At 72.5% G+C, this 25,228-nt stretch carries 28 protein-coding genes and 1 riboswitch; of the genes, 13 read left to right on the top strand and 15 right to left on the bottom strand.

Going from position 1 to position 25,228, the window contains the following annotated elements:
- The first annotated feature begins 112 nt into the window (after positions 1 to 112).
- Positions 113 to 514, top strand: a complete 402-nt coding sequence (locus tag DEJ16_RS10705; RefSeq protein WP_110824652.1) for a MerR family transcriptional regulator — start codon at positions 113 to 115, stop codon at positions 512 to 514.
- Between the two features lie 300 nt (positions 515 to 814).
- Complete coding sequence (gene aspS, locus DEJ16_RS10700; protein ID WP_110824653.1) at positions 815 to 2,155, top strand: aspartate--tRNA(Asn) ligase; 1,341 nt, start codon at positions 815 to 817, stop codon at positions 2,153 to 2,155.
- A 227-nt stretch (positions 2,156 to 2,382) separates the two neighbouring features.
- On the opposite strand, the gene DEJ16_RS10695 is transcribed toward aspS, so the two are convergent.
- From DEJ16_RS10695 to DEJ16_RS10675, 5 genes are all read right to left on the bottom strand, one after another.
- Positions 2,383 to 2,664: a Dabb family protein gene (locus tag DEJ16_RS10695; RefSeq protein WP_258365929.1), complete on the bottom strand. Its 282-nt coding sequence runs from the start codon at positions 2,662 to 2,664 to the stop codon at positions 2,383 to 2,385.
- An 8-nt stretch (positions 2,665 to 2,672) separates the two neighbouring features.
- Positions 2,673 to 2,927: a glutaredoxin family protein gene (locus DEJ16_RS10690; protein ID WP_110824655.1), complete on the bottom strand. Its 255-nt coding sequence runs from the start codon at positions 2,925 to 2,927 to the stop codon at positions 2,673 to 2,675.
- Positions 2,928 to 3,081: 154 nt separating this feature from the next.
- Entirely contained in the window at positions 3,082 to 3,180 is a 99-nt protein-coding gene (locus DEJ16_RS10685) for a 30S ribosomal protein bS22 (protein ID WP_003792170.1), read from the bottom strand.
- A 157-nt stretch (positions 3,181 to 3,337) separates the two neighbouring features.
- Positions 3,338 to 3,532: a helix-turn-helix domain-containing protein gene (locus DEJ16_RS10680; protein ID WP_110824656.1), complete on the bottom strand. Its 195-nt coding sequence runs from the start codon at positions 3,530 to 3,532 to the stop codon at positions 3,338 to 3,340.
- 86 nt (positions 3,533 to 3,618) lie between these two features.
- A complete protein-coding gene (locus DEJ16_RS10675) occupies positions 3,619 to 4,134 on the bottom strand; it encodes a helix-turn-helix transcriptional regulator (RefSeq protein WP_110824657.1) in 516 nt (171 codons plus the stop codon).
- Between the two features lie 72 nt (positions 4,135 to 4,206).
- On the opposite strand from DEJ16_RS10675, the gene DEJ16_RS10670 reads away from it, so the two are divergent.
- Together DEJ16_RS10670 and DEJ16_RS10665 are read left to right on the top strand one after the other, a co-directional pair.
- Entirely contained in the window at positions 4,207 to 5,643 is a 1,437-nt protein-coding gene (locus DEJ16_RS10670; protein WP_110824658.1) for a TrkH family potassium uptake protein, read from the top strand.
- Positions 5,636 to 6,331, top strand: a complete 696-nt coding sequence (locus tag DEJ16_RS10665; RefSeq protein ID WP_110824659.1) for a TrkA family potassium uptake protein — start codon at positions 5,636 to 5,638, stop codon at positions 6,329 to 6,331. Before DEJ16_RS10670 ends, DEJ16_RS10665 begins: the two co-directional genes overlap by 8 nt.
- 18 nt (positions 6,332 to 6,349) lie before the next feature.
- Here the strand turns inward: DEJ16_RS10665 and proC are convergent, their stop codons facing one another.
- Positions 6,350 to 7,180 carry a pyrroline-5-carboxylate reductase gene (gene proC / locus DEJ16_RS10660; protein ID WP_110824660.1) on the bottom strand — a complete coding sequence of 277 codons (831 nt, stop codon included), beginning with the start codon at positions 7,178 to 7,180 and terminating at the stop codon, positions 6,350 to 6,352.
- Between the two features lie 91 nt (positions 7,181 to 7,271).
- Here proC and DEJ16_RS10655 point away from each other — a divergent pair, with 91 nt between their 5' ends.
- Positions 7,272 to 8,228, top strand: coding sequence for a cation diffusion facilitator family transporter (locus tag DEJ16_RS10655; protein ID WP_110824661.1), 957 nt, complete (start codon positions 7,272 to 7,274; stop codon positions 8,226 to 8,228).
- A 49-nt stretch (positions 8,229 to 8,277) separates the two neighbouring features.
- On the opposite strand, the gene DEJ16_RS10650 is transcribed toward DEJ16_RS10655, so the two are convergent.
- Positions 8,278 to 8,709, bottom strand: a complete 432-nt coding sequence (locus DEJ16_RS10650) for a nucleoside deaminase (protein ID WP_110824842.1) — start codon at positions 8,707 to 8,709, stop codon at positions 8,278 to 8,280.
- Positions 8,710 to 8,815: 106 nt separating this feature from the next.
- Between DEJ16_RS10650 and upp the strand changes: the two genes are divergently transcribed.
- The 6 genes from upp (at position 8,816) to DEJ16_RS10620 (ending at position 15,246) form a co-directional block, all read left to right on the top strand.
- Positions 8,816 to 9,451 (top strand): uracil phosphoribosyltransferase, encoded by a 636-nt coding sequence (gene upp / locus DEJ16_RS10645; protein WP_110824662.1) that lies wholly within the window; start codon positions 8,816 to 8,818, stop codon positions 9,449 to 9,451.
- A gap of 488 nt (positions 9,452 to 9,939) precedes the next feature.
- Positions 9,940 to 10,761, top strand: a complete 822-nt coding sequence (locus DEJ16_RS10640; protein WP_258365928.1) for a winged helix-turn-helix domain-containing protein — start codon at positions 9,940 to 9,942, stop codon at positions 10,759 to 10,761.
- 247 nt (positions 10,762 to 11,008) lie between these two features.
- Positions 11,009 to 11,512, top strand: a complete 504-nt coding sequence (locus tag DEJ16_RS10635) for a MarR family winged helix-turn-helix transcriptional regulator (RefSeq protein WP_258365927.1) — start codon at positions 11,009 to 11,011, stop codon at positions 11,510 to 11,512.
- The gene (locus DEJ16_RS10630; RefSeq protein WP_110824663.1) at positions 11,509 to 12,858 is read left to right on the top strand and encodes a deoxyribodipyrimidine photo-lyase; all 1,350 of its coding nucleotides are present in this window, start codon (positions 11,509 to 11,511) and stop codon (positions 12,856 to 12,858) included. The genes DEJ16_RS10635 and DEJ16_RS10630 overlap by 4 nt, the downstream gene beginning before the upstream one ends.
- A complete protein-coding gene (locus tag DEJ16_RS10625) occupies positions 12,855 to 14,474 on the top strand; it encodes a serine hydrolase (RefSeq protein ID WP_110824664.1) in 1,620 nt (539 codons plus the stop codon). Before DEJ16_RS10630 ends, DEJ16_RS10625 begins: the two co-directional genes overlap by 4 nt.
- A 127-nt stretch (positions 14,475 to 14,601) precedes the next feature.
- The gene (locus tag DEJ16_RS10620; RefSeq protein ID WP_110824665.1) at positions 14,602 to 15,246 is read left to right on the top strand and encodes a TetR/AcrR family transcriptional regulator; all 645 of its coding nucleotides are present in this window, start codon (positions 14,602 to 14,604) and stop codon (positions 15,244 to 15,246) included.
- A gap of 147 nt (positions 15,247 to 15,393) precedes the next feature.
- On the opposite strand, the gene DEJ16_RS10615 is transcribed toward DEJ16_RS10620, so the two are convergent.
- The 4 genes from DEJ16_RS10615 to DEJ16_RS10600 form a co-directional block, all read right to left on the bottom strand.
- Positions 15,394 to 16,008, bottom strand: coding sequence for a superoxide dismutase (locus DEJ16_RS10615; protein ID WP_110824666.1), 615 nt, complete (start codon positions 16,006 to 16,008; stop codon positions 15,394 to 15,396).
- Between the two features lie 45 nt (positions 16,009 to 16,053).
- A complete protein-coding gene (locus tag DEJ16_RS10610) occupies positions 16,054 to 16,587 on the bottom strand; it encodes a flavin reductase family protein (RefSeq protein ID WP_258365926.1) in 534 nt (177 codons plus the stop codon).
- Positions 16,588 to 16,811: 224 nt separating this feature from the next.
- Positions 16,812 to 18,335: an MFS transporter gene (locus DEJ16_RS10605; RefSeq protein ID WP_110824846.1), complete on the bottom strand. Its 1,524-nt coding sequence runs from the start codon at positions 18,333 to 18,335 to the stop codon at positions 16,812 to 16,814.
- 224 nt (positions 18,336 to 18,559) lie between these two features.
- Complete coding sequence (locus tag DEJ16_RS10600) at positions 18,560 to 19,669, bottom strand: Gfo/Idh/MocA family protein (protein WP_110824667.1); 1,110 nt, start codon at positions 19,667 to 19,669, stop codon at positions 18,560 to 18,562.
- A 123-nt stretch (positions 19,670 to 19,792) separates the two neighbouring features.
- On the opposite strand from DEJ16_RS10600, the gene DEJ16_RS10595 reads away from it, so the two are divergent.
- On the top strand, positions 19,793 to 20,341 hold the full coding sequence (locus tag DEJ16_RS10595; protein ID WP_110824668.1) for a TetR/AcrR family transcriptional regulator: 549 nt from the start codon (positions 19,793 to 19,795) through the stop codon (positions 20,339 to 20,341).
- Positions 20,342 to 20,407: 66 nt separating this feature from the next.
- Positions 20,408 to 20,578, top strand: a complete 171-nt coding sequence (locus tag DEJ16_RS15780; RefSeq protein WP_181419557.1) for a hypothetical protein — start codon at positions 20,408 to 20,410, stop codon at positions 20,576 to 20,578.
- Between the two features lie 108 nt (positions 20,579 to 20,686).
- Here DEJ16_RS15780 and ribH read toward each other — a convergent pair whose 3' ends face one another.
- The 4 genes from ribH to DEJ16_RS10575 form a co-directional block, all read right to left on the bottom strand.
- Positions 20,687 to 21,166, bottom strand: a complete 480-nt coding sequence (ribH, locus tag DEJ16_RS10590; RefSeq protein WP_110824669.1) for a 6,7-dimethyl-8-ribityllumazine synthase — start codon at positions 21,164 to 21,166, stop codon at positions 20,687 to 20,689.
- The gene (ribB, locus tag DEJ16_RS10585; protein WP_110824670.1) at positions 21,163 to 21,891 is read right to left on the bottom strand and encodes a 3,4-dihydroxy-2-butanone-4-phosphate synthase; all 729 of its coding nucleotides are present in this window, start codon (positions 21,889 to 21,891) and stop codon (positions 21,163 to 21,165) included. Before ribB ends, ribH begins: the two co-directional genes overlap by 4 nt.
- On the bottom strand, positions 21,891 to 22,550 hold the full coding sequence (locus DEJ16_RS10580; RefSeq protein WP_110824671.1) for a riboflavin synthase: 660 nt from the start codon (positions 22,548 to 22,550) through the stop codon (positions 21,891 to 21,893). The genes ribB and DEJ16_RS10580 overlap by 1 nt, the downstream gene beginning before the upstream one ends.
- Positions 22,551 to 22,637: 87 nt before the next feature.
- Positions 22,638 to 22,771: riboswitch (FMN riboswitch) on the bottom strand.
- Between the two features lie 300 nt (positions 22,772 to 23,071).
- Positions 23,072 to 25,153 (bottom strand): chaplin family protein, encoded by a 2,082-nt coding sequence (locus DEJ16_RS10575; RefSeq protein WP_110824672.1) that lies wholly within the window; start codon positions 25,151 to 25,153, stop codon positions 23,072 to 23,074.
- Between the last annotated feature and the right edge of the window lie 75 nt (positions 25,154 to 25,228).

Below are 25,228 nucleotides of genomic sequence, written 5' to 3'. Positions count from 1 at the left end.
CGACCGCACGAGCGTGGCGACCAGCGGGAGGGCAGCGCGGCCGGGCGTCCCGCTGGCGGGCGCGGCCGCGCGGTCAGCCTCCCACCCACCGGGCTCTGCCACGATGTCGGACATGACCGTTCCCGACGTCCCCGCGACCATGCACATCGGCGAACTCGCCGAGCGCACCGGGATGTCACTCCGGTCCATCCGGCACTACGACGAGGTCGGGCTCCTCGTCCCGAGCGGCCGCACCGCCGGCGGGTTCCGCGTCTACACGGCCGGCGACCTGGAGCGGTTGCTCGTCATCCGGCGGATGAAGCCGCTCGGGTTCACGCTCGAGGAGATGGCCGGGCTCCTCCGCGTCGTCGACGGACTGACGGCCGGCGACCCTGCCGAGGCCCCGGACCTCGCCGCCCGGCTCGACGCGTTCCTCGAGGACGCCACCGCCCGGCACGCGAAGCTGTTGGAGCGGGCGGCCATGGCCGAGGAGTTCATCGGCACCCTCGGGTCCTTGCGCGCCTCGCTGCCCTGATCCGTCCTCTCCCGTCTGCTGGGACGTCCGCCTCCCGCGGGCGCGCTCGTCCGGCACGAGCGGGAGGGGTGACCAGGCCGCAGCACCTTCCCGGACCCTCCGTCACGGGTACCGCCCCGTTCGTCCTACGACCTGGCCACGACGACGACGCTACGGACGTCGCCGGGCCGGCACGGGCCTCCCGGCCGGACTGTGGACAGCCGAGCGACGAGTCGCGGCTGTGGGCGGAAGGCCACCTCCCGGACCCGGGTTCTGCACAGGCGACGCCGTTCCCGCGCCCGGCCGGTAGACTCGACGACCGTGATCGAACGCACCCGCATCGCCGACCTGGCAAGCCTCCCCGACGGCCCCGTCTCCGTGGCCGGATGGGTCGAGACCGTCCGCGATCAGAAGAAGGTGCAGTTCGTCGTGCTGCGCGACGAGACCGGCGCCGTCCAGCTCGTGAACCCCGCGACGCGTGAAGCGACCGAGGGCGACGACGCGTCCGCTGCGGCCCTCGCGACCACCGAGACGATCTCGGGCCTCGCGCACGGCTCGTTCATCCACGTCGCCGGCACGCTCAAGGCGGACGAGCGCGTGAAGCTCGGCGGGCTCGAGGTGAAGGTCGGCGAACTGACCGTCGTCAGTGCCGCCATCCCCGAGACCCCGATCGCGGACGACTCCTCGCTCGACAAGCGCCTCGACTGGCGCTTCCTCGACCTGCGCAACCGCAAGCAGAACCTGATCTTCCGCATCCAGACGACCCTCGAGCACGCGTTCCGCACGTACTGGGTCGAGCGCGACTACATCGAGATCCACACGCCGAAGCTGATGGCCTCCGCATCGGAGTCCCGCGCCGAGCTCTTCCAGCTCGAGTACTTCGAGACGACGGCGTACCTGGCGCAGTCGCCGCAGAACTTCAAGCAGATGGCACAGCCCGCGGGCTTCGGCGCCGTGTTCGAGATCGCCGACGCATTCCGCGCCGACCCCTCGTTCACCAGCCGGCACGCCACGGAGTTCACCAGCGTCGACGCCGAGTTCTCGTGGATCGAGTCGCACGCCGACGTCATGGCGATGCACGAGGAGGTCCTCGTCGCCGGCATCACGGCCGTCAAGGAGAAGTACGGCACCGCGATCGAGGAGGTCTTCGGCTTCGAGCTGCAGGTCCCGACGACGCCGTTCCCCCGTGTGACCCTCGCCGAAGCGCGGAAGATCGTCGCGGACAGCGGCTACGAGGTCGTCCGCGCCGACGGGGACCTGGACCCCGAGGGCGAGCGCCGCGTCTCCGCATGGGCGAAGGAGCACCACGGCTCCGAGTTCGTCTTCGTCACCGACTACGACGCCTCGATCCGGCCGTACTACCACATGCGCCACGCCGACGACCCGACGCTCACGAACAGCTACGACCTGCTGTTCAACGGCGCCGAGATCTCCACGGGCGCGCAGCGCGAGCACCGCGTCGACGTGCTGACCGCCCAGGCGGAGGAGAAGGGCCTGGACCCCGCCGAGCTCGGCTGGTACCTCGACTTCTTCCGCTACGGCGTCCCGCCGCACGGTGGGTTCGGGATGGGCCTCGCGCGCGTGCTCATGCTCATGCTCGGCGAGCCGTCCATCCGCGAGGTCACGTACCTCTTCCGCGGCCCGACGCGCCTCACGCCGTAGCGCGCCTCACGCCGTAGCCCGGCGCGGAGCGCCGCCGACCGGCGCCGACCGGCGCGGGAGCGGCGCCGACCGGCGCCGCACAACGAGAACCGGCTCGAACCACGGACGTCCGTGGTTCGAGCCGGTTCTCGTTGGGCCGGTCCGACGCGCGCCGGCAGCAGCGGCGCGCGCCGGCAGCAGCGGCGCACCGGCAGCGGCGGCGTGCCGACAGCGGCGACCCGCGCCGCTCAGTCCTGCCAGTCGATGGCCGCCCGCGCGGTGACGAGACCGCGGATCTCGGCGGCGGCCGCCTGGTGGTCGGGGTGCACCTGGTACTCGTCGAGACCGGCCAGGTCGTCGAACTCCGCGACGACGGCGACGTCCTGGTTCTTCCCCGGGTAGGCGACGTTCTCGACCACCTGGAGCGACCTGATGGACGGGATGACCCCGACGAGCCCCGTCAGGAGTTCTCGGATCCGGGCCACGGCGTCGTCGCGGTCCAGGTCCTCGCGCAGGGTCCAGGAGACCACGTGGCGGATCATGCGCGGGCCTCGGCCTGCTCGAGCGCCCGGGCGAGTCGCTCGGGATCGACGTGCCAGTTGCTGTGCACCCGTCCGTCGACGAGCACGACGGGGATGTCCTCCGCGTACTCTAGGCGGAGGGCGTCGTCGTCGAGGATCGACCGCTCCTCGAACGTGACCCCGGGACGGTCGGCGACGACACGTTCGACGATCGGACGGGCGTCGTCACAGAGGTGGCATCCGGGCTTGGTGAGGAGCGTCACGGCTGGCATGCGACCAGGCTACCCGCGCCGGTGCGGGCACTCCCGACGTGCTGACGGGCCTCCAGGCAGCGTGTCCGGCGGCGACGTCCCGGTGCGGTCGTCGACGGACCCGGGAAACGCAAGAGCCCCGGCGGACCGGGGCTCTTGCTGCGGGTCTCTCGACCTACTTCTTGTTGCGACGCTGGTGGCGCGTCTTGCGAAGGAGCTTGCGGTGCTTCTTCTTCGCCATGCGCTTGCGACGCTTCTTGATGACAGAACCCATGTGGACCTCGCTCGGACTGATGCTGATGTACGGACACCGGGCCGATGAAGCCGCGGAAAACCAACCTGCCCGAGTCTACCGGCTGGCTGCTGCGATGTCGAACGGCGCCGGAACGGACGGTGGACGCCCGGTGTGGAACGGTCGTGCTGCGTGCGGGTCAGCCGACGTCGGCGATGCCGCCGCGCAGGAGTTCCGCGACCGCCGACTCCGGCACCCGGAAGGACCGGCCGAAGCGGATGGCGGGGAGCTCCCCCGCGTGGACCATGCGGTAGACCGTCATCTTGGAGACGCGCATCATCTCGGCGACCTCCGCGACGGTGAGGAAGCGCACGTCGTCGAAATTGCCGGTCATGGTCCGCCTTCGGGCTGGCTCGTGGTGTGACCTGTGTGGTCCCTGGTCACTGTAGGGGCGCGTGCAGTCCGGTGTCCAGCAACTGTTCAGTCGTCCTCGGGCCGCTTCGTGAAGCGACGCCGGCCCCGGTCGACGACCCGCTCCCAGCCCTGCTGCGCACCGGTGATCGCGACCGTCGCGCGGTGCGACGCCTCGGCCATCACCCGACCGAGTTCGGTGCCCACCTCGACGGTCGCCTTGCCGGCCGCACCGCTCCTCCGGACGGACACCGGCTGACCGTCCGGCGTCCACGACGTGGTCGCGGGCGTGCCGTCGGCGTCCACGGCGGTCGTGAAGGGGACGACCCACTCCTCGATGCCGAGCAGGGGCTCCGGGTCGAGCCGGTAGTAGCGGTGCTGCCCCTCCTCCCGGCTGGTCACGAGACCGATGTCGCGGAGGACGCGGAGGTGCTTCGAGACGGTCGGTTGGCTGACCCCGAGTCGCAGGACGAGTTGCCCGACGCTCAGTTCGCCACCGGTCGCGTCGGCACCGAGGGCGGTGAGGAGCTCGCCCAGCAGCGCCCGGCGCGTCGGGTCCGCGACGACGCTGAAGATGTCGGCCATGCGGCAAGGCTAACGGCGGCCGTGCGGATGTACCATGACGAACCGTCCCGCCCATGTCCCCGGAGGCATACGATGCTCGACCGCACCGAGCCGGTCCCCACCGTCGGGGACCTGTCGGGTCAGCGCCGCCCGGGGAAGCTCGTGACGGCCCTGCGCTCGTCGCCCTCGCGGCTGGCGATCCTCGTCTTCATCGTGCTCATCTTCCTGTTCACGGCGCTGTTCATGACCCCGATGGCGTCGGCGGACGGGACCGTGACGCACTTCTCCGACGCCCTGTTCACCGCGGCGAGCGTCGTCTGTGTGACCGGCCTGGCGACGGTCGACATGGCGACGCACTGGTCGGTGTTCGGCAAGGTCCTCGTCGTCATCGGGACGCAGATCGGTGCGCTCGGCGTGCTCACCTTCGCCTCGATCCTCGGGCTCGTGGTCACCCGCCGCCTCGGGCTGCGCGCCAAGCTCATCGCGGCCGGGGACTCGAACCCGCTGCGCACGCACCACGGCGCCGTGCCGGAGGGCCAGGCGGTCCGCCTCGGCGACGTCGGCACGCTGCTGCTCACCGTCGCGGTGAGCACACTGACGATCGAAGTCGTCATCGGTCTGCTGCTCCTGCCGAGCGTGCTCGTCACCGGTGTGCCGTTCTGGACGGCGGTCGGCGACTCCTTCTACTACTCGGCGATGGCCTTCACGAACACGGGCTTCGCGCCGAACGCCGACGGTCTCGACCCGTACGCCCACGACTACTGGTTCCTCAGCCTCCTGATGGTCGGCGTCGTGGCCGGGTCGATCGGGTTCCCGGTCATCCGGACCCTGACGAAGCAGCTCCGGTCCCCCCGCCGCTGGCCCATCCACGTGAAGCTCACGCTCGCGACGAGCCTCGTGCTGCTCCTCGGCGGCACGGCGGCGTACATCGCCCTCGAGGCGTCGAACCCCGAGACGTTCGGACAGGAGGGCGCCGGGCGCACCGCGTTCCAGGCGCTCTTCCTGTCGACGATGACGCGGTCGGGTGGGTTCTCGCTCGTCGACTTCGACGAACTGAACGGCTCGAGCCTGCTCGTCACCGACATGCTCATGTTCATCGGCGGCGGCTCCGCCTCCACCGCCGGCGGCATCAAGGTCACCACGCTCGCCGTGCTCTTCCTCGCGGCCGTCGCGGAGGCCCGTGGCCGGCAGAGCATGGAGGTGTTCGGCCGTCGGATCCCGAGCGACGTCCTGCGCGTGGCGGTCGCCATCGTCCTCTGGGGGGCGACCATCGTCGCGGTCGCCACCGTCGTGCTGCTGCAGATCACGCACGAGCCGCTCGACCGCGTCCTGTTCGAGGTGATCTCGGCCTTCGCGACGTGCGGGCTGTCCTCCGGGGTGTCCGCGGACCTGCCGGAGTCCGGGAAGTACGTGCTCGCCGCCACGATGTTCCTCGGTCGTGTCGGTACAGTGACCATCGCCGCCGCGCTCGCCGCCAGTCAGAGCCGGCAGCTGTTCCGCCGTCCCGAGGAGAGGCCGATCGTTGGCTGACCGACACCGTCCGCACGCCCAGCAGGGTCCCGTCAGCCACGACGCCCCGGTCCTCGTGATCGGTCTCGGGCGGTTCGGTGCCGCGACCGCCGGGCAGCTCGAACGGCAGGGGCGTGACGTCCTCGTCGTGGACACGGACGCCGCGCTCGTGCAGAAGTGGTCGGACCGGGTGACGCACGCGGTCCAGGCCGACGCGACCGACATGGACGCGCTCAAGCAGATCGGCGCGCAGGACTTCGCCATCGCGGTCGTCGGCACCGGTTCGGACCTGGAGTCGAGCGTGCTCATCACGGCCAACCTGGTCGACCTCGGCGTCCCGCAGATCTGGGCCAAGGCGATCAGCCGGTCGCACGGCACGATCCTCAGCCGCATCGGCGCGAACCACGTGGTCTACCCCGAGCGGGAGGCCGGCGAGCGCACGGCACACCTGGTGTCCGGTCGGATGCTCGACTTCATCGAGTTCGACGACGACTTCGCCGTGGTGAAGATGTTCCCGCCGCGGGCGGTCCGCGGGCGGGACCTGGCGACCACGGTCATCCGGACGCGGCACGGTCTGACGGTGCTGGGCATCAAGCCGCCCGGTCAGGCGTTCGTGCCGGCGACGCCGGACAGTGTCATCGGCGAGGACGACGTCATCATCGTCTCGGGCACGGAAACGGACCTCGAACGGTTCGCGGCGCTCGAGTAGCCCCGCCGGGGGTCGGGCTCAGAGCCGCGACAGCTCCTCGGCCCTGGCCATCGCGGCCCGGGCGGCGTGTTCGAGCACGTCGGCCAGGTCGGCGTCCTGCAGCACGGCCACGGCACGCTCGGTCGTGCCCTTCGGGCTGGTCACCGCGCGGCGCAGGTCGGCCGGCTCGCTGCCGGACCGCGCGAGGAGCTCGACCGCCCCGCGGACCGTGCCCTGCACCATCGTCCGTGCCTGGTCGGGGCTGAACCCGAGCGCCTCCGCGGACCGCTGCCACTGCTCGACGAACAGGAAGACGTAGGCGGGGCCCGACCCGGACACCGCGGACAGCGCGTCGAGCTGCGCCTCCGGGACGTCGAGGACGTCCCCGGACACGGCGAACACGGACGATGCGAGGGCGACCGCCTCGGCGTCGGCCGACGCGCCGGCACTGATCCCGGTGACCCCGAGGCCGACCCCGATCGGCGTGTTCGGGAGGGCACGGACGACACGGACGCCGGCAGGCACGTGGGCCTCCATGGAGGCGGTGGTCACGCCGACGGCGACGCTCACGACGACCGCGTCCGGCTCGAGGTCGGCGGCGACCTCGTCGAGCAGGTCCACGACGCCGAAGGGCTTCACGCCGAGCACCACGACGCCGGACCCGCGCACGGCGGCCCGGTTCGCGTCCGGGTCCACCTCGGACGCGACGGCGTGCAGCCCGGCGGACCGGTGTGCCGACGCGGACGCCTCGGACCGGGTGGTGACGGCCACGGAGTCCGGCGAGACCCCGGCGGCGAGGAGCCCCTGCAGGACCGCGCCGGACATGGAACCGACGCCGAGCATGGCGACGCGGGGCAGTGCGATGGTCATGGCCCGACCCTACCGACGACCGGGACCGTCCCGACGGCCGGCGGCCCAGTATCGTGGTCGAGGTCGGTACGAGAAGGGGTCGGACAGCCACATGAGCGCTTCCGGAGGGACCAAGGCGATCTTCGCCGCACTCGGTGCGAACGTCGGGATCGCGATCGTGAAGTTCATCGCGGCGGCGATCAGCGGGTCCGCGTCGATGCTCGCGGAGGGCGTGCACTCCCTCGCCGACTCCGCGAACCAGCTGCTCCTGCTGCTCGGCGGCCGGCGGGCGAGGAAGGCCGCCGACGAGGAGCACCCGTTCGGTCACGGCCGTGAGCGGTACGTGTACGCCTTCGTCGTCTCGATCGTGCTCTTCTCGGTCGGCGGCGTGTTCTCGCTGTACGAGGGCATCGAGAAGTTCGCCCACCCGCACCCGCTCGAGAACTGGTGGCTGCCGATGGCCGTGCTCGTCATCGCGATCGGGCTCGAGGGCTTCTCGCTGCGCACGGCGCTCGGGGAGGCACGGCCGCACAAGGGCGACCAGTCGTGGGTGCAGTTCGTCCGCCGCGCGAAGGCCCCGGAGCTGCCGGTCGTCATGCTCGAGGACACCGCGGCCCTGATCGGCCTCGTCTTCGCGTTCTTCGGCGTCGGCCTCACCGTGCTCACCGGCAACGGGGTCTTCGACGCGATCGGCACGGTGCTCATCGCGGTGCTGCTCATCGCCGTCGCGCTCGTGCTCGGTGTCGAGACGAAGAGCCTGCTCGTCGGCGAGGGCGCCAGCTCCGGTGACGTCGCCCGGATCAAGCAGGCCGTGCTCGACGGCCCCGAGGTCGATTCGGTGATCCACCTGAAGACCCTGTACCTGGGTCCGGACGAGCTCATGGTCGGCGTCAAGGTGGCGGTCGACGGCGACCGTCGTCTCGGGGACGTCGCCGCCGGCATCGACACGGTCGAGGAGCGCGTGCGCGCCGCGGTGCCGATCGCCCGGGTCATCTACATCGAGCCGGACGTCCGACGGGACGGGCCGCACCCGTCGACCGAGGCGATCGTGCTCCGCGCCGCCGACTGACGGACCGGTCCCGGCGGGCGCCCGGGCTCGTCAGCGGCTCCCGGGCTCGTCAGCGGCGCCCGGCGAAGAACGCGTCGAGGAGCGTCGCGCAGTCCTGCTCGAGCACCCCGGCGACGACCTCGGCGCGGTGCGGGAGCCGACGATCACGGGCGATGTCGTAGACGCTGCCGCTCGCGCCCGCCTTGGGGTCCCACGCTCCGAAGACGATCCGTGGCACGCGAGCGGCGAGCAGTGCCCCGGCGCACATCGGACACGGTTCGAGCGTGACGACGAGCGTGTGTGCGGTCAGGTGCCAGTCCCCCGTGACCGCGGCGGCCGCCCGCAACGCCAGGACCTCGGCGTGCGCGGTCGGGTCCTGACGGGCCTCCCGTTCGTTGCGACCCACGGCGACGACGGCCCCCGCGGCGTCGAGCACGACGGCGCCGACCGGGACGTCCCCGGTGGCCAGGCACGCCCGCGCCTCGGCCAGCGCCAGCTCCATGGCGGGGACGAACGGTCGTCCGGCCGGGTGCTCCACACGTCCTCCACCCCGACGCCGACGACGGCCGCGACCGCCGGTCGGGGTGCGGCGCGGTACGCTCGACCCTATGCGAGTCCATGTCGCCGACCACCCGCTCATCACCCACAAGCTCTCGGTGCTCCGCGACCGGACCACTCCATCCCCCACGTTCCGTGCCCTGACCGAAGAGCTCGTCACGCTCCTCGCGTACGAGGCCACGCGCAACGTCCGGGTCACGGCGACGCCGATCAGCACGCCGGTCGCGCAGACCATGGGCGTGGCCATCGCGAAGCCCCGTCCGCTCGTCGTGCCGATCCTCCGCGCCGGACTCGGCATGCTCGAGGGCATGGTCAAGCTCGTCCCCACGGCCGAGGTCGGCTTCCTCGGCATGGCCCGCGACGAGGAGACCTTCGAGCCGCAGACCTACGCCGAGCGGCTGCCGGACGACCTGTCGAACCGCCAGTGCTTCGTGCTCGACCCGATGCTCGCGACCGGTGGGACCCTCGCCGCGGCGATCGAGTTCCTCTTCGACCGCGGTGCGGTCGGCGTCACGTGCGTCTGCATCCTCGGCGCGCCCGAGGGCCTCGCCGCTCTCGAGAAGGCGGTCGGCGACCGTGACGTCACGATCGTCCTCGGCGCGCTCGACGAGCGCCTCGACGAGAACGGGTACATCGTCCCGGGCCTCGGCGACGCGGGCGACCGCCTCTACGGTCTGGCCGACTAGCGACCGCACCACCTGACGGACGGGAGGCCCGCCATCCGACGGCTGGAGGGCCTCCCGTCCGTCACGTGGCGGCACTGTCCGCGCACGTCACCGTCCGTGCGGACGGTTGACACGGCGTTGGTACACCACGGATACTCGGGCCATGACTGCAACCCCGTCCACCCGAGCCCTCCGCGAGGCCAAGGGGACCGTCGGCATTATGATGCCGACCACGGCGGTCATGCGTTGTCGAATGTGTGCCTGATCGGTACCCGTTCCAGCCGGATCCTCCGCGACACCACCCCCGTCGCGCGAGCGTGATCCCGCGGTGACGACCCCGTCGACGACGCGCACCACCGTCACGAGGTCGGACCCCGTTCCCCCGGATGAGCCCCGGTCCCGCACAGGGACCGCAGGGCCGATCGGCGTACTGCCGACCCGGGCCGACGCATTCGACACCGGCCGATGCTCCACCACTCCGCTCGGCCGCACCACCCGGAGACCGCACCATGTCGCTCACCATCGCCCAGCCCCGCACCGCCCACACCGACGCCGCCCGTGACCGGAGCGTCGCCGGGCTCCGGACGACCGCGTCCGCGCCGACCGACCTCGGCCACGTGACGCCGATCGGGACACGTCGCACTCCGGTCGCCCAGCCCGTGCGGCCGGCCGCCGACCGGACGGCCGTCCCGACCAGCCCCGTCGTCGCCCCGCAGCGCAACCGCGCACTGCCCGAGGGCACGGAGGCGCGCGGGTTCGCGCTGTACGTCGGACTCGACGAGGCCGCGGCAGCTGCAGCCGGTACGACCCTGGCTGCCGTCGTCGAGCAGCTCAAGGCGCTCACCGCACAGCTCGTGCCGTCGGCGGAGACCTACGCCGCCGTCGCCGTCGCCGCGGAGGGGTCCGGCGGACGGGACGTCGACGTGGTCCGGCTGGCGCTGCAGGACCGGTCGGCGGTGGCCGCGCGCAAGCAGACCGAGAAGCCGGAACCGGAGGAGACCGGTGTCGTCATCGACATCTCGCGCAAGCGGGTCGTCCTCGACGGCGAGACGGCGCCGCTGACCTTCAAGGAGTTCGAGCTGCTGCAGTTCCTCGTCCTCCGCGAGGGGCGCACGGTCGACCGTTCGGCGATCATCGAGGGCCTCTGGTCCGCCGGCGACGACGAGACGCCGAACGAGCGCACCATCGACGTCCACGTCCGCCGTCTGCGGGCGAAGCTCGGCGCCTTCGAGGAGATCGTGCGGACGGTCCGCGGTGTCGGGTACCGCTTCGACCGGCACGCCGACGTCTCCGTGCGCTACGCCTCCACGCCGTCGCCCGACCTCTTCTGAACCGGCGCTCGACGAGCGCTCGGGCAACTCGCAGGAATAGGCGGCGTGGCCGCCTTCCCTGGCGTTACCGCTTCGTTATACAGTCGGACGTGCAGTCGGTGTTTGCTGTGGCACCGACTGTGGAATGTGATTGCAGGAATCTCCCGGTGCAAGGGAGCGGGCCGGTCGTCCACTCGGGCGGCCGGCCCGCGTTCCTCGTCGGTACCCCTCGGTAGGGTGGGGGTCCACCGACCGGAGGGACACAACCGTGAGCGATCACCGCAGCGAGAAGGCCACCGCGGTCGCGGCGTGGGAGTCACTGTTCCGCGCGCAGGTCACCGTGATGCGGAACCTCAACACCGAGTTCCCCTCGGCCGAGATCTCCTTCAACGAGTACGACGTCTGCTTCAACCTGTCGACCCAACCCGGCCGCCGCTGCCGGATGCGCGACCTGACGGGCCACCTGCTCCTGACGCAGCCGAGTGTCAGCCGCCTGGTCGACCGCCTCGCGTCCAAGGAGATCGTCGAGAAGCAGCCCGACCCGACCGACGCGCGGGGGGTGATCGTCACCCTCACCCCGCACGGCTACGACGTGTACCGCGCTGTCGCCGTGCAGCACGCGGCCACCATCGCGGCGCAGGTCGGCGCCGGGCTCGACGACGCTGAGCTGCGGACGCTCACCGAGCTCTGCACGAAGCTCCGCGTCGCCGCCGCCGCCACACCCGCGACGCGCAGGTCGGTCGCGACCGTGCCGGATCGGGCGTCGGCATGAGCGGCTCGGTCGTCTGGCTGCGCGACGACCTCCGGATCGCGGACAACCCGGCGCTCCGCTCGGCGGTGGACCGCGGGGGCCCGGTCACGGTCGTCTACGTGCTCGACGAACAGAGCGAGGGGATCCGCCCGCACGGCGCCGCGGCCCGGTGGTGGCTCCACCAGTCCCTGGCCGCACTCGACGCCGACCTCCGCGCGCACGGCACCGCGCTCGTGCTCCGGCGGGGTGCCGCGGCCGACGTGATCGCGGACCTCGTCACGGAGTCCGGCGCGGACGCCGTGTTCTGGAACCGTCGCTACGGCCGCGTCGAACGGGAGATCGACGCGGGCATCAAGGCCGGCCTCGTCGCCGGCGGCGTCGAGGCGCACAGCTCCGCCGGCACCCTGCTCTGGGAACCGTGGACGGTCCTGACCGGGAAGGGCGAACCGTTCAAGGTGTTCACGCCGTTCTGGCGCGCCGCGCAGGCGATGCCGGAGCCGCGGCACCCCTGGCCCGAGCCGGAGACGATCGCCCCGCCTGCGGACGTCGCCTCCGACACGCTCGAGGACTGGGCACTCCTGCCGACCGCGCCGGACTGGGCGGGTGGCATGCGGGATGCCTGGACGCCCGGCGAGCACGGCGCGTGGGACCGGATGGAACGGTTCATCGACGAGGCACTCGCGGACTACGACCAGCGGGACGAGCCCGCGCAGGCAGCGAGCAGCAGTCTCTCGCCGCACCTGCGCTGGGGCGAGATCAGCCCGTACCAGGTCTGGCACCGCCTGCACGAGACGCTCGAACCCGACCAGCGCCGCGCGGCACCGGCCTTCCTCCGGCAGCTCGCCTGGCGGGAGTTCAACTGGAACGAGTACTTCCACTGCGACGACATCGCCCGGACGAACGTGCGGCGGGAGTTCGACGCGTTCCCGTGGCGGGAGGCCTCGGACGCCGAACTCGACCGGTGGCGACACGGCACGACCGGCTTCGACCTGGTCGACGCGGGGATGCGCGAGCTCTGGCACACCGGCGCGATGCACAACCGGGTGCGCCTGGCCACGGCGAGCTTCCTCGTCAAGAACATGCTCGTGGACTGGCGCATCGGCGAGCAGTGGTTCTGGGACACCCTGGTGGACGCCGACGCGGCGAACAACGCGGCGAACTGGCAGTGGGTGGCGGGCTCGGGCTTCGACGCCGCGCCGTACTTCCGGGTGTTCAACCCCGACCGTCAGCTCGAACGGTTCGACCCGCACCGCGAGTACGTGCGCCGGTGGGTGCCCGCGGACGAGGACCGACCGGAGCCGATGCTCGACCTCAAGACGAGTCGGCAGCGGGCACTCGACGCCTACGCCGAGATGCGCCGGGCATGAGCCGGCCGGGTCCGGGCGTGCTCGGCGCCGTCGACGCCATGCACCGGCAGCGCGTCCTGGACGGCATCGCGCCGAGCAGCGTCTGGGGCGTGTTCGACCGGGACGGGCTCGTCGCCTCGGGCGGACACGGGGACCGCGGGGACGGCCGGGCACCCGAAGCCGACACCGTCTACCGCATCGCCTCGTGCACGAAGAGCGTCACCGCCGCGACCCTGCTCGGCCTCGTCGCGGACGGCCTGGTGTCCCTCGACACCCCGGTCACGGAGTTCGTCCCCGCGTTCGCCGCGGTCCGGCTGCCCACCGCGGACTCCCCCGTCCCGACCCTCCGGATGCTCCTCACGATGTCCGCGGGCTTCCCGACGGACGACCCGTGGGCGGACCGACAGGAGGCGCTCCGGGACCAGGACCTGGACGACGTCCTCCGCAGCGGTCTGCTGTTCGACTCCGTGCCGGGGACCGGGTTCGCCTACTCGAACCTCGGCTACGCACTCCTCGGTCGGGCGCTGTCGGTCGTCGCCGGGGCGCCCTTCCCGGCCGTGGCGACCGAACGTGTGCTCCGCCCGCTCGGACTCGACGACACCGTGTTCGCCGCGGCCGACGCCCGTGGTCTCGTGGTCACCGGCCACCGCCGCGTCGACGACGACTGGGAGGCGTTGAGGACGACCGGCCCGGGCGCGTTCTCGCCGATCGGCGGCCTGTTCTCGACCGTGCGGGACCTGGCCCGGTGGGGTCGGTGGCTCGCGGCGGCGTTCGACGGGACCGCCGCACCGTTCGCGGAGGCGGGCAGTGCCGGATCCGACGTCGGACCCCTCACCACGGCGGAGCGTCGCGCGATGCAGCAGGCGATGCGGGTCCTCCCGCCCGGGAGCCTGCCCGGGTCGACCCGGACCGCCGGGTACGGCTTCGGGCTGTTCGTGGAGCACGACCCGGCCGTCGGCCCGATCGTGTCCCACTCCGGCGGCTACCCGGGGTTCTCCGCCCACATGCGCTGGTCGGTCTCGACCGGACTCGGCGTGGTCGCGTTCGAGAACGCCACGCAGGCGAAGGTCTCCGTGGCCGCGACGCGTGCACTCGACCTCCTCCTCGCGGACGCCGTCCCGGGTGTCGCGGTCCCGCACGCGGTCCCCGCCGCGACCGGCGTGCCCGTGACCCGGTCGCGGGACGACGAACGAGCTCCCGGCAGCGAACCGGTCCTGCCGTCGACGCGTGCTGCGCAACGGTCCGTGACGCGTCTGCTGGCGGACTGGTCCGATGCGGAGGCCGGCGCGGTCTGCGCCGAGAACGTCCCGCTCGACGTCCCGTGGCACCGTCGACGAGCAGCGATCGACGGTGCCGTCGCGGAGGTCGCCGCCGACCTGTCCGCACCGCCCGTGGCCGAACGGTCCGTGACGCCGACGCACCTGCGTTGGTGGGTGCCGGGCGCCCGCGGCCGGCTCCGCGTGGAGATCCGACTCGCCCCGCTCGCGTCCGGCCTCGTGCAGACCCTCGTCGTGCGGGCGGAACCGGACGAGGTGGTGCCCGCGGAGGCCGCGGCAGTACCCGCGCACACGGCGGCAGCACCGACCGACCCGGCGGCAGCGCCGACCGAGCCGGTGGCACCAGACCCGACGGCCTGATCCCGTCGTCTCGGAGCCCCCCCTCCCGCAACCGGTTCGAACGCGGTCGCGGCCGTGTCCGGTAACATGCTGCATGTCCGCTCGGCCTCGTGGCGGTCGTCCGCCTGTTCCTCGCTCGGGAGAGACCATGCCTCGTCAACCGGACCCGTCCCTGAAGCCGGCGATCGTCGCCAAGGTCACGGACCACCTGCACGGCACCTGCCTGCAGGACGTGTCTGTGCGGAGCCTCGGTCGCGTCCTCGGGACGAGCGCGTACCCGATCGTGTACCACTTCGGGTCGCGTGACGGCCTCATCGACGCCGTGGTGGAGCACCTCAGTCGGCACGTGTCCGGCATCGGCCTCGACCCCGACGCCGACGAGCAGGTGCTGACGGAGTACCTGCTCGCGGTCTTCGGCGGCCTCGAGGACCCGGACCGCTTCCTCGCAGCCCGGCTGACGTTCGAACTCGGCGCCGTGGAGGCACTGACCGGGCACGACCGGCACCGGTGCCAGCACCGGGCACACGTCGAAACCATCGCGTCATGGTGCCGGGCGCACGGAGCGGACGGCTGTACGGCGCTCCGGGCCGCGAGCGCGGCGGTCCTCGCCTGTCGCGGGGCCCAGTGGGGTGCCGTCCTCGACGGCGACGTCACCGCCGTCGAGGTCACCCTCCGGGACGTCGCGCGCCGGTTGGCAGCGGAGATCGGCGCCCTCGACCCGTGCACCGGTCCCGGCGAGGCCGATCACGTCGGCGAGACCGTGGCGTCCCGGGTCGGCGCTGTCCGCTCCTGAGTCCGGGCGCAGGGACGGGGACGACGGACGGGAGGCCCGGTACCAGCTGGTACCGGGCCTCCCGTCCGTCGTGGGGTCGCGTTCCGCGACCCGCACCGTCTCGTGAGCACGTGGTCCACGAGGTCCCGGTGCTCAACGTGGTGGTGCTCAGAGCGTGACGAAGCTCTGGGACTTGGCGTTCTCGAAGCGGGCGGCGACGTTCTCCCAGTCGACGATGTTCCACACGGCCTTGACGTAGTCCGCCTTGACGTTGAGGTAGTCGAGGTAGAAGGCGTGCTCCCACATGTCGAGCATGAAGATCGGCACGAGACCGAACGGGATGTTGCCCTGCTGGTCGAACAGCTGGAAGGTCGTCAGCTTCTGGCCGACGACGTCCCAAGCCAGGACGGACCAACCGGAGCCCTGGATGCCGTTGGCGACCGCCGCGAACTGCGCCTGGAACTTCTCGAACGAGCCGAAGAACTCGTCGATCGCGGCGGCGAGCTCGCCCTCCGGGACCTTCGTGTCCGGGCCGAGGTTGGTCCAGAAGATCGAGTGGTTGACGTGGCCACCGAGGTGGAACGCGAGGTCCTTCTCGAGCTTGTTGACGTTCGCGAAGTTGCCGGACTCGCGGGCCTCGCCGAGCTGCTGCAGCGCGGTGTTGGCACCGGTCACGTAGGCCTGGTGGTGCTTGTCGTGGTGCAGCTGCATGATCCTGCCGCTGATGTGCGGCTCGAGGGCGGCGTAGTCGTAGGGGAGCTCGGGCAGGGTGTACTCAGCCATGTGCGGTCCTTTCGATCGGTGATGTGCGGTGCGGGGTTCCGCGGCTCACGAGAGCCGGGAACGATCGGTCAGGGAGTGGAATTCCCGGTTGTGGTAGACCAGCGGCTCGCCGCGGTCGAGGCCGACGACGATGTCGAGCACCTCGGCGACGACGACGGTCGAACTGCCGATCGGGGTCGTCGACAGCGGACGGCAGCGCAGGGCACTGGCGGCGTCGGGCAGGTAGCGGTCGCCGCTCGGCAGGGCACCCCAGATCGGGTCGTCCGCGGCGGGGCTGCCGGTCGACGCGAAGCGCTTGGCCAGCGCGACGCCGCGGGCGTCCATCAGGTGCACCACGAAGACCGGGGCACCGAGCACGACGCCGGCGGACCCGGAGTTCGTGGAGAGCGAGAAGACCAGGACCGGCGGGTCGACCGCGACGGAGGCGACGCTCGAGGCGGTGAGACCGGTCGGACCGTCCGGGCCTTCCGCGGTGATGACCGCGACACCGGCGGGGTGTCCGCGGAAGGCCGCCTTGTACGCGGCGGCCATGTCGGCCTGGGGGACGTCTGCCTGCGGGAGGTCGGCGGCGTCGGGCATGTCAGTCGTGGTCGTTCCTCGTTCGGGGGGACGGCCGCGGACGTCGCGGCCATCCCCCAACGTAGGACCTGCGGCATGGTGCGGGTCCATGATTCACAGGTTCGGCCCATCCCGGGCGTGCCGTCACGCGGCCGTGCCCGCTCGGGAGCGCTCCGGACGACGGCGCGGCACGGCGCAGGCCGACGGCTCGGGCTGCCCGCTCGGGCCCGCGCGAGCCGACGGGCTCAGTGCCGCCGCAGCATCACGACCGCACCGGCGGCCGCGGCGACCATGAGCGCCGCGGCGACGCCCGCCGTCGTGGTCACGCCGGAGTCGAAGGCGGCCCGCGCGGACTCGAGCAGCGCCTGCCCCGCCGGTCCACCGAGTTCGGCGGCCGCGGCGACCGCTCCGCCGAGGGTCTCCCCCGCCGCGGTGTGCGCGGTGGACGACAGCCCCTCGGGGACGACGACGTTCGCCCGGTACGCCGACGCGAGGATCGTCCCGAGGACGGCGGTCCCGAGCACGGCGCCGATCTCGTACGCGGTCTCCGAGATGGCCGATGCTGCTCCGGCCTTGTCCGCCGGGGCGGTGGAGATGATCAGGTCGTTCGTGACCGTCTCGGACGCACCGATGCCGATACCGAGCAACACGAAGGCGAAGGCGAGCGCGGCGATGGTCGCGTGGTGCCCGAGCCCGGCGACGAGGGCGTACGCGACCGCGGAGAACAGCAGCGACGCCGAGACGACCCAGCGCGGCGCGACCCGGGCGACGACCGGTACGACGACGAGCCCGGCGACGATGGTGAGCACCGCACCCGGCACGAGGACGAGGCCGCTCGCGAAGGGGTCCAGGCCGGCGACGAGCTGCAGGTGCTGGGCGACGAAGAACAGGAAGCCGGTGAGGGAGAACATCGCGGCCATGTTCATGAGCACGCTGCCGGTGAAGGCCGTGCTGCGGAAGAGGCGCATGTCGAGCATCGGCGTGCGGGTGCGCAGTTGCCGCCGGACGAACGCGATCCCGCAGAGCACACCGACCGCGACCATGGCGACGGCCAGACCGCGTTCCTCGGGGTGCACGAGCGACTTGATCGCCCAGACGAGCGGGCCGAGGGCGCCGAGGGAGAGCAGCATGCTCGGGACGTCGACGGGCCCGGGCTCGGGGTCGCGGGACTCCGGCACGCAGAACGGCACGGCGACGAGCATCACGACGAGGATCGGCACGGCGACCAGGAACACGCTGCCCCAGTGGAAGTGCGCGAGCAGGACGCCGCCGACGAGCGGGCCGAGGGCGTTGCCGGCGGCGAACATGGTCGACCAGACGGCGAGCGCGAGGCGCCGCTCCCCCGCGTCCGGGAAGACGTTCCGGATGATCGAGAGCGTGGCGGGCATGAGCATCGCGCCGAAGACGCCCATCGCGAGCCGGGCGGCGACGAGCATCCAGGCCTCGGTCGCGAACGCGGCGGCGACGGAGAGCACCGCGAAACCGGTCGCTCCGGTCACCAGGATCCGGCGGCGACCGATGCGGTCACCGATGCTGCCCATGACGACGAGCAGGCCGGCGAGGACGAGCGGGTAGGCGTCGACGATCCAGAGCTGCGTGGTCGCATCGGGGTGCAGGGCGCGCGCGATGGAGGGCAGCGCAAAGCTCAGGACGGTGTTGTCGACCGAGATGAGCAGCACCGGCAGCATGAGCACCGCGAGCGCCGCGAACCGGGAGGCGCGGCTCGCGGTGATCCGGGTGGCGACGGGGCTGGTGAGCAGTGCGGACATGGCGGACTCCAGGACTTCGAGCATGTCGCGCCGCTGGTCCTCCCGGACCGGCGCAGACGAGACGGGACGCGGAAGTCGTCACGCGTCCCGTCAGGGTCCTGCTAGTGTACCGTCCGGACGGTCACGGTTGCAAATGCAACCAACTGGCGGTCGGGAGGCCCGGTGGCGAGCCGTCCCGTGCTTCCCGTCCGGCAGGCGGTCGCGCCCACGGCGTCAGCGGACCGTCAGGCCTCCCCCGCCGCGGGGGTGTCCTCCGCCGCGGGGGTGTCCTCCGCCGCTTCCGCCTCGAACGGGTACCGCAGCCCGATCGCCGCGCGCCAGCGGTCGAGCGTCCGCGCGGTGGCCAGGGTCTCGTCGGTCGTCATCTGCGGTGCGTCGACACGGCCGGCACGCAGGGCGTCGATCGTGGCCGCGGCCTCGAGTCCGTACGGGGCCACGTCCGGGAAGGACCGCTGCGTGCCGGCGTCGTCGACGGTCTGCACGGCGATGACCGGCTCCCCGCCGATGGTCCACGGATCCCGGAGGGTGATGGTGCCCCGGCTCCCGTGCACGACGACGGCGTTCGCGTCCTCGACGCGGATGCCGGTGCGGAGGCTCGCGGTGATGCCCGACGCGTACGTCGCATTCGCCACGGTCCACTCGTCGACCCCGGTCGGACCGATCGTCCCGACGGCGGAGAGCTCCACCGGCTCGGCGGCCGCCGTCCCCGTGGCGGCCTGCACGATCGCGGCCGTCATCGTCACCGGGTAGCACCCCACGTCGAGGATGCCGCCGCCGGCGGTGGCGACGTCGAACAGGCGCCCGGAGCGTTCCTCGACCCGGAACGCGAACGCGGCGTCGACGTGGGTGACCGTACCGACCGCGCCGTCCCGCACGAGGTCGAGCAGCGCCGCCGTCTGCGGGTGGAAGCGGTACATGAACGCCTCGACGAGCGGCAGCCCGGCACGGCGGGCCGCGTCGACGAGCACCGTCGTCGTGCGGTGGTCGGGCGTGAGCGGCTTCTCGCACAGCACGGCCTTGCCCGCCCGCAGCGCCGCGAGCACCAGGTCGGCGTGCCCGGTGTGCACGGTCGCGATGTACACGGCGTCGACGCCGGGGTCGGCGAGGACCTCGTCGTAGGTGCCGGCGGTCACGTTCGGGAAGCCGTGCTCCCCGGCCTCTGCCGCGAAGGCCCGGGCACGCTCGACCGAGGAACTCCCGGCGGCGACGAGCACCCCGCCGCTCGCGGAGAGCTGGGACAGGAAACGCCGGGCGATGCTGCCCGGTCCGAGGACGGCCCATCGGGGGTCCGCGGGCGGGGTCGGGCTCGGGGTGGTCGCGGTCTGCGCTGACATGCGGCTCCTGTTCGTGGTGGACCTCGACGGTCTCGGTGAGGTTATCCGCCCCCGACCGGCACGGCCACGTCGTGTGTCCGTCTCCGGGCGCCGCGGAGCGCCGGGTGTCCCTAGACTCAGCGCATGGCCAGTGCTCGCGACCGCGTCCTCGACAGCTTCGTCGCCATCGTGTGCGAAGAGGGTGAACGTCCCGCGACGCTCGATGCCGTCGCCGCGCGCGCCGGTGTCTCGAAGGGCGGACTGCTCTACCACTTCGGGTCGAAGGCGGCCCTGGTCGAGGGGCTGTGCGAGCGGCTCGCCGACCTCTCCGCTCTCGACGTCGAGCGCATGCGTGCGGCCGAGGACGGACCCGCCCGCTACTTCGTCGAGAACTGCCAGTTCGTCGGCAGTGAGCTCGACCTCGCGCTGTTGGCCGCGTCCCGCCTGCAGCAGGCCGGGTACGAGGAAGCCGGCCGCACGCTCGACGAGACCGAGAACGCCTGGCTCGCGACCCTCGTCGACGCCCTCGGGGACGTGCCGACCGCGCAGGCCGTGAAGCTCCTCGGCGACGGGCTGTACCACGCCGCGTCACTCGGGGCGGCGAGTGAGGTCCGGCCCGACCGCGGCACCGTCGACATGGCCGCCCTGCTCGAGGTCGTCGACCGCCTGATCGCGACGAAACCGTCCCGGTGAACGGTCGCGCCCGGTCCTGGGGATAGACTGGGCGCGATCCACCCGCTGATTCCCGGAGGTACCACCGTGGGCCGCGTCCTCGCCGCTGTTTTCTCGATCCTGCTGCTGCTGGTGTCGATGTACCTGTTCGGGTTCGCGTTCCAGCTCGACTCCGGGCAGGGCTTCGTGTTCATCGCCGGTGTGCTCCTGATGAGCCTCTCCTTCTTCCTGCCGATCCACGTGTTCGGCAAGCGGTAGTCACCTCCCGCAGCAGAACGGCCCCGCACCGGACGGTGCGGGGCCGTTCTGCGTCGTCCGGACCGGAGTCCAGGTCCGGAGTCAGGTCCGAGCCAGGACCCGGCGGCGTTACGCGGGCGTGCGCAGCCCGCGCAGCGTGACGGCCGTGGCGACCGCGGCGTGCGCGGCCTCGGCGCCCTTGTCCTCCTTGGACCCGGGCAGCCCGGCGCGGTCGATCCCCTGCTGCTCGTCGTCCAGGGTGAGCACCCCGAACCCGACGGGCTTGCCGGTGTCGATCGCCACCCGGGTCAGGCCGCTCGTCGCCGCGTCCGAGACGTACTCGAAGTGCGGGGTCCCGCCGCGGATGATCACGCCGAGGGCGACCGCCGCGTCGTAGCCGGCCTCGAGGGCGGCCTTCGCGACGACCGGCAGCTCGAAGCTCCCGGGGACGGGGAACACCTGACCGGTCGCTCCGAGCCGTTCGATCTCGCGCTGGGCGCCGTCGAGCAGCCCCGCCGCGATGACGTCGTGCCACTGGCCGGCGACGATCGCGACCCGGATGCCGCTGCCGTCGACGTGCTCGCGCTCGGCCGCTCCTGCTCCGCTCATGCGTGTGTCCCTTCGGTGTGGGCGGCGTCGTCCGCCGCCCGGTTGGCCGCGTCCAGCCAGGAGGCCAGCGCGGCGATGGTGATGACGGGGACGCCCTCGCGTTCCCCGAGTCCGACGAGCTGCGGCAGACGCATCATGTCCCCGCGCTCGTCGACGATCTCGCAGATCGCCGCGGCCGGCCGCAACCCCGCGGCGGTGACCAGGTCGATGGCTGCCTCGGTGTGCCCCGCGCGCTCCCGGACGCCGCCCGGTCGCGCACGCAGCGGGACGATGTGCCCCGGGCGGTGCAGGTCGTCCCGGACGGACGCCGGGTCGGCGAGCACCCGGAGCGTCCGTGCTCGGTCGTGGGCGCTGATGCCGGTGGTGACCCCGACGGCGGCGTCCACGGTCACGGTGTAGGCGGTCCCGCGGACGTCCTCGTTGTGCTCCACCATCGGCGGCAGGTCGAGGGTGTCGGCGATCGCGGCGCTGACCGGCGCGCAGATGAAGCCGGACGAGTGCGCCACGGTCCAGGCGATCCACTCCGGGGACGCGAGCTCGGCGGCGAGGACGACGTCGCCCTCGTTCTCGCGGCGCTCGTCGTCGGCCACGATGACCGGCCGGCCTGCGGCGATCGCGGCGAGGGCGTCCTCGACGGTCGACAGTCCCGGGTTCGGCCGGGATCTGGTCGGGCCCGCACCCGTGGTCGGCCCGGCGTTCGTGACGGGGGCGGTCTCGGCGGTCATCACCGGGCCTCCGCTCCGGCGCCGGCCACGCCTGGTGCCGCCGCGGCGGCGTCGAGGCGCAGCATGCGGCGGACGTGCCGTGCCAGGACGTCGGTCTCGATGTTGACCCGGTCGCCGGGCACCCGTGCGCCGAGGGTCGTCGCCGCGAGCGTCTCGGGGATGAGGCTGACCTCGAACCACGCGGCATCCGGGGCGGTCGACTCCAGGGACACGGCGCTGACGGTGAGCGAGACGCCGTCGATCGCGACCGATCCCTTGTCGACCACGAGCGGGCTCAGCTCCGGGGTCAGCGCGAAGCGCACCCGTCGCCACCCGTCGCCGTCGTCGGTCTCGAGCACGGTCGCGGTGCCGTCGATGTGTCCCTGCACGATGTGTCCACCGAGCCGGTCCCCCACCGAGGCCGCTCGCTCCAGGTTGACGCGGTCGCCCGACCGCAAGGACCCGTGCGCGCTCATGTCGAGCGTCTGCTTCATGACGAACGCCGTGAAGGTCTCCGGGGTCTGCTCGACGACGGTCAGGCACACGCCCGAGACCGAGATCGAGTCGCCGTGCCGAGCGTCGGAGACGACGAGCGGACCGCGGACGGTCAGGGCGACGGAGTCGCCGCGTTCGTCGACGGCGGTGACGGTGCCGAGTTCCTCGATGATGCCGGTGAACACTGGTGTCCTCTCAACGGGACTCCGGGTGCGCGCGACGGTCGTCGGCGGACGGGAGGCTGGGGTCGCGGAACGACCGTCACCTTCCGTCAGCGCTTCCTCCCGTCCGGACTCTCACCGTCGGTCCTGGGATTGCACCAGGTCAACCCCACACCGGGCGGACCCGGCGCGGCGCTCGTGGACTGTCACCACCGGTTCGGACTTGCACCGACCCCGGAGCGCTTGCGTGCTCCCGACGATACCCCAGGCCTCCGACCGCTGCCTCCGGCGCTGCACCGGACGTCACACAGCGTCGCGGGCGGCGGCCGGATCTGCCGTCCTCGACGTGTGTCCCGCCTCACGTGCGCCGGTCCGAGCGACCGTCCTGGAGGCGCGACCCGCTGCCACGCACCCGGGTCGCGCCTCCGGACGACGTGACCCGGCGGCACGTTCGGTCGCGATGCACCGGACGCGGCATCGGCCGGAGCGCAGGTGGGTGCGGAGCGCCGGTCACCCGGCGCTCCGCACCCGCTCTCATCGGGCCGTCAGTGGCGGCGTCGCAGGGCGAGCGTCCCGAGGCCGGCGAGCAGCAGCAGGAGCGCCGCCAGTGCCGGGAACGCCGGGTCGTCCGCGCCCGTGTAGGCGAGGGCACCGTCGGCGTCCTCCGTCGCACGGTCGGCCGTCGCTGCCGGTGCCGCCTGACCTGCGGTGACCAGCGTCGCGGTCGACCGGAGCCCGTCGGTCACGAGCACCGGGGTGGTGCCGGCGTCCACGATCGGGACGGTGTCGGTGACCGGGGTGGTGCGGACGCCGGGAGTGGTGCCCACGACCGGGTCCGTGCCGACGTCGGGCGTGCTGCCCGTGCCGCCGGGGGTGGTGCCGGTGTTCGGCGTCGAACCCGGGACGGTACCCGGCGTCGTACCCGGGTCTGTGCCGGGCGTCGTGCCCGGGTCGGTGCCGGGCGTCGTGCCCGGGTCGGTGCCCGGCGTCGTGCCCGGGTCGGTGCCCGGCGCCGTCACGATCGGGGTCGTGGAGCCGTCGCCGATGATGCCGATGCCGTTGTCGCCGATCGTGATCGGGACGTCCACCACCGGGATCACCTGGGTGCCGGAACCGATGCCGTCCTCACCCGAGGTCGTCCCACCAGCCGCCGGAGCGGTACCCGTCGTCGGGGTCGAACCGGTCGTCGAGCCACCGGTGCTCGTGCCGTCACCGACGACACCGATCCCGTTGCCGCCGACCGTCACCGGGACCGACACCACCGGCGAGACCTGCGTACCGGAACCGATGCCGTCCTCACCCGAGGTCGTCCCACCAGCCGCCGGAGCAGTACCCGTCGTCGGGGTCGAACCGGTCGTCGAGCCACCGGTGCTCGTGCCGTCACCGACGACACCGATCCCGTTGCCACCGACCGTCACCGGGACCGACACCACCGGCGACACCTGCGTACCGGACCCGATGCCGTCCTCACCCGAGGTCGTCCCGCCAGCCGCCGGAGCAGTACCCGTCGACGGGGTCGAACCGGTCGTCGAGCCACCGGTGCTCGTGCCGTCACCGACGACACCGATGCCGTTGCCACCGACCGTCACCGGGACCGACACCACCGGCGAAACCTGCGTGCCGGAACCGATGCCGTCCTCACCCGAGGTCGTCCCACCAGCCGCCGGAGCGGTACCCGTCGTCGGGGTCGAGCCCGTCGAGCCACCGGTGCTCGTGCCGTCACCGACGACACCGATCCCGTTGCCCGTCACCGTGATCGGGACCGAGACGGTCCCGAGCAACTGCGTGCCGGAGATGAGCCCGTCCGACCCGGAGGTCGAGCCGCTCGTCGTGCCACCGGTCGGAGCTGCCGGGGCCGCGGAGGTCCCGGTGGCCGATCCGTCCCCGAGCACGCCGATCCCGTTGCCCGAGACCGTGACGGGGACCGTGATGTCCGGCAGGACCTGGGTGCCCGAGAGCACGCCGTCCTCCCCGGAGGTCGAGGCGGTCGTCGTGTCACCGGCCGGAGCTGCCGGAGCCGAGGACGACCCGGAGCGCGAGCTCGTGGCGGCAGCGTCACCGAGGACACCGACGGCGTTGCCGGTCGCCGTGACCGGCACGTCCACCGCACCGGCGACCTGGGTGCCCGAGAGCACGCCGTCCTCGCCGGATGTGGTGGGCGAGGAGGCCACCGGAGCAGCCGGCGCGGGAGCGGGAGCAGCCGGCGCGGGAGCCGGGGCAGCCGGCGCTGGGGCCGGTGCCGCCACCGCGTCCCCGACGACGGCGACCGCGTTGCCGGTCACGTCGACGGGAACGCTGACGTCGGGTACGACCTGGGTGCCGGACGCGACGCCGTCGGCCCCGCTGGTGGTGGGCGCTGGTGCTGCCTGCGCGGGGTCCGCGGGTGCCGGCGCAGGTGCCGCCGGCGCAGGTGCGGCCGGAGCGGTCGTGGAGACCGCGTCGCCGACGATGCCGAAGGCGTTGCGGGTGACGGAGACGGGCGCGTCGACGGTCGGCGCGACCTGGGTTCCGGAGACGGTGCCGTCCTCACCGGTGGTCGTCGCCGCGTTCGCCGCGACGGCTCCACCGAAGGTCAGCCCGCCCACACAGAGGGCGAACCACAGCCCTCGGGAGACGTTCTTGTTCATGGTCGTTCACTCCTGATCGAGATGGATGGTCGACCGCACACAGAGGCGGTCGGTGGCGCGTCCTGCCGTGACGGG

The sequence above is a fragment of the Curtobacterium sp. MCJR17_055 genome (assembly GCF_003224335.1).
GTDB lineage: Bacteria > Actinomycetota > Actinomycetes > Actinomycetales > Microbacteriaceae > Curtobacterium.
The sequence above is the reverse complement of the archived record's forward strand: the minus strand, read 5'-3'. Positions and strand labels throughout refer to the sequence as shown.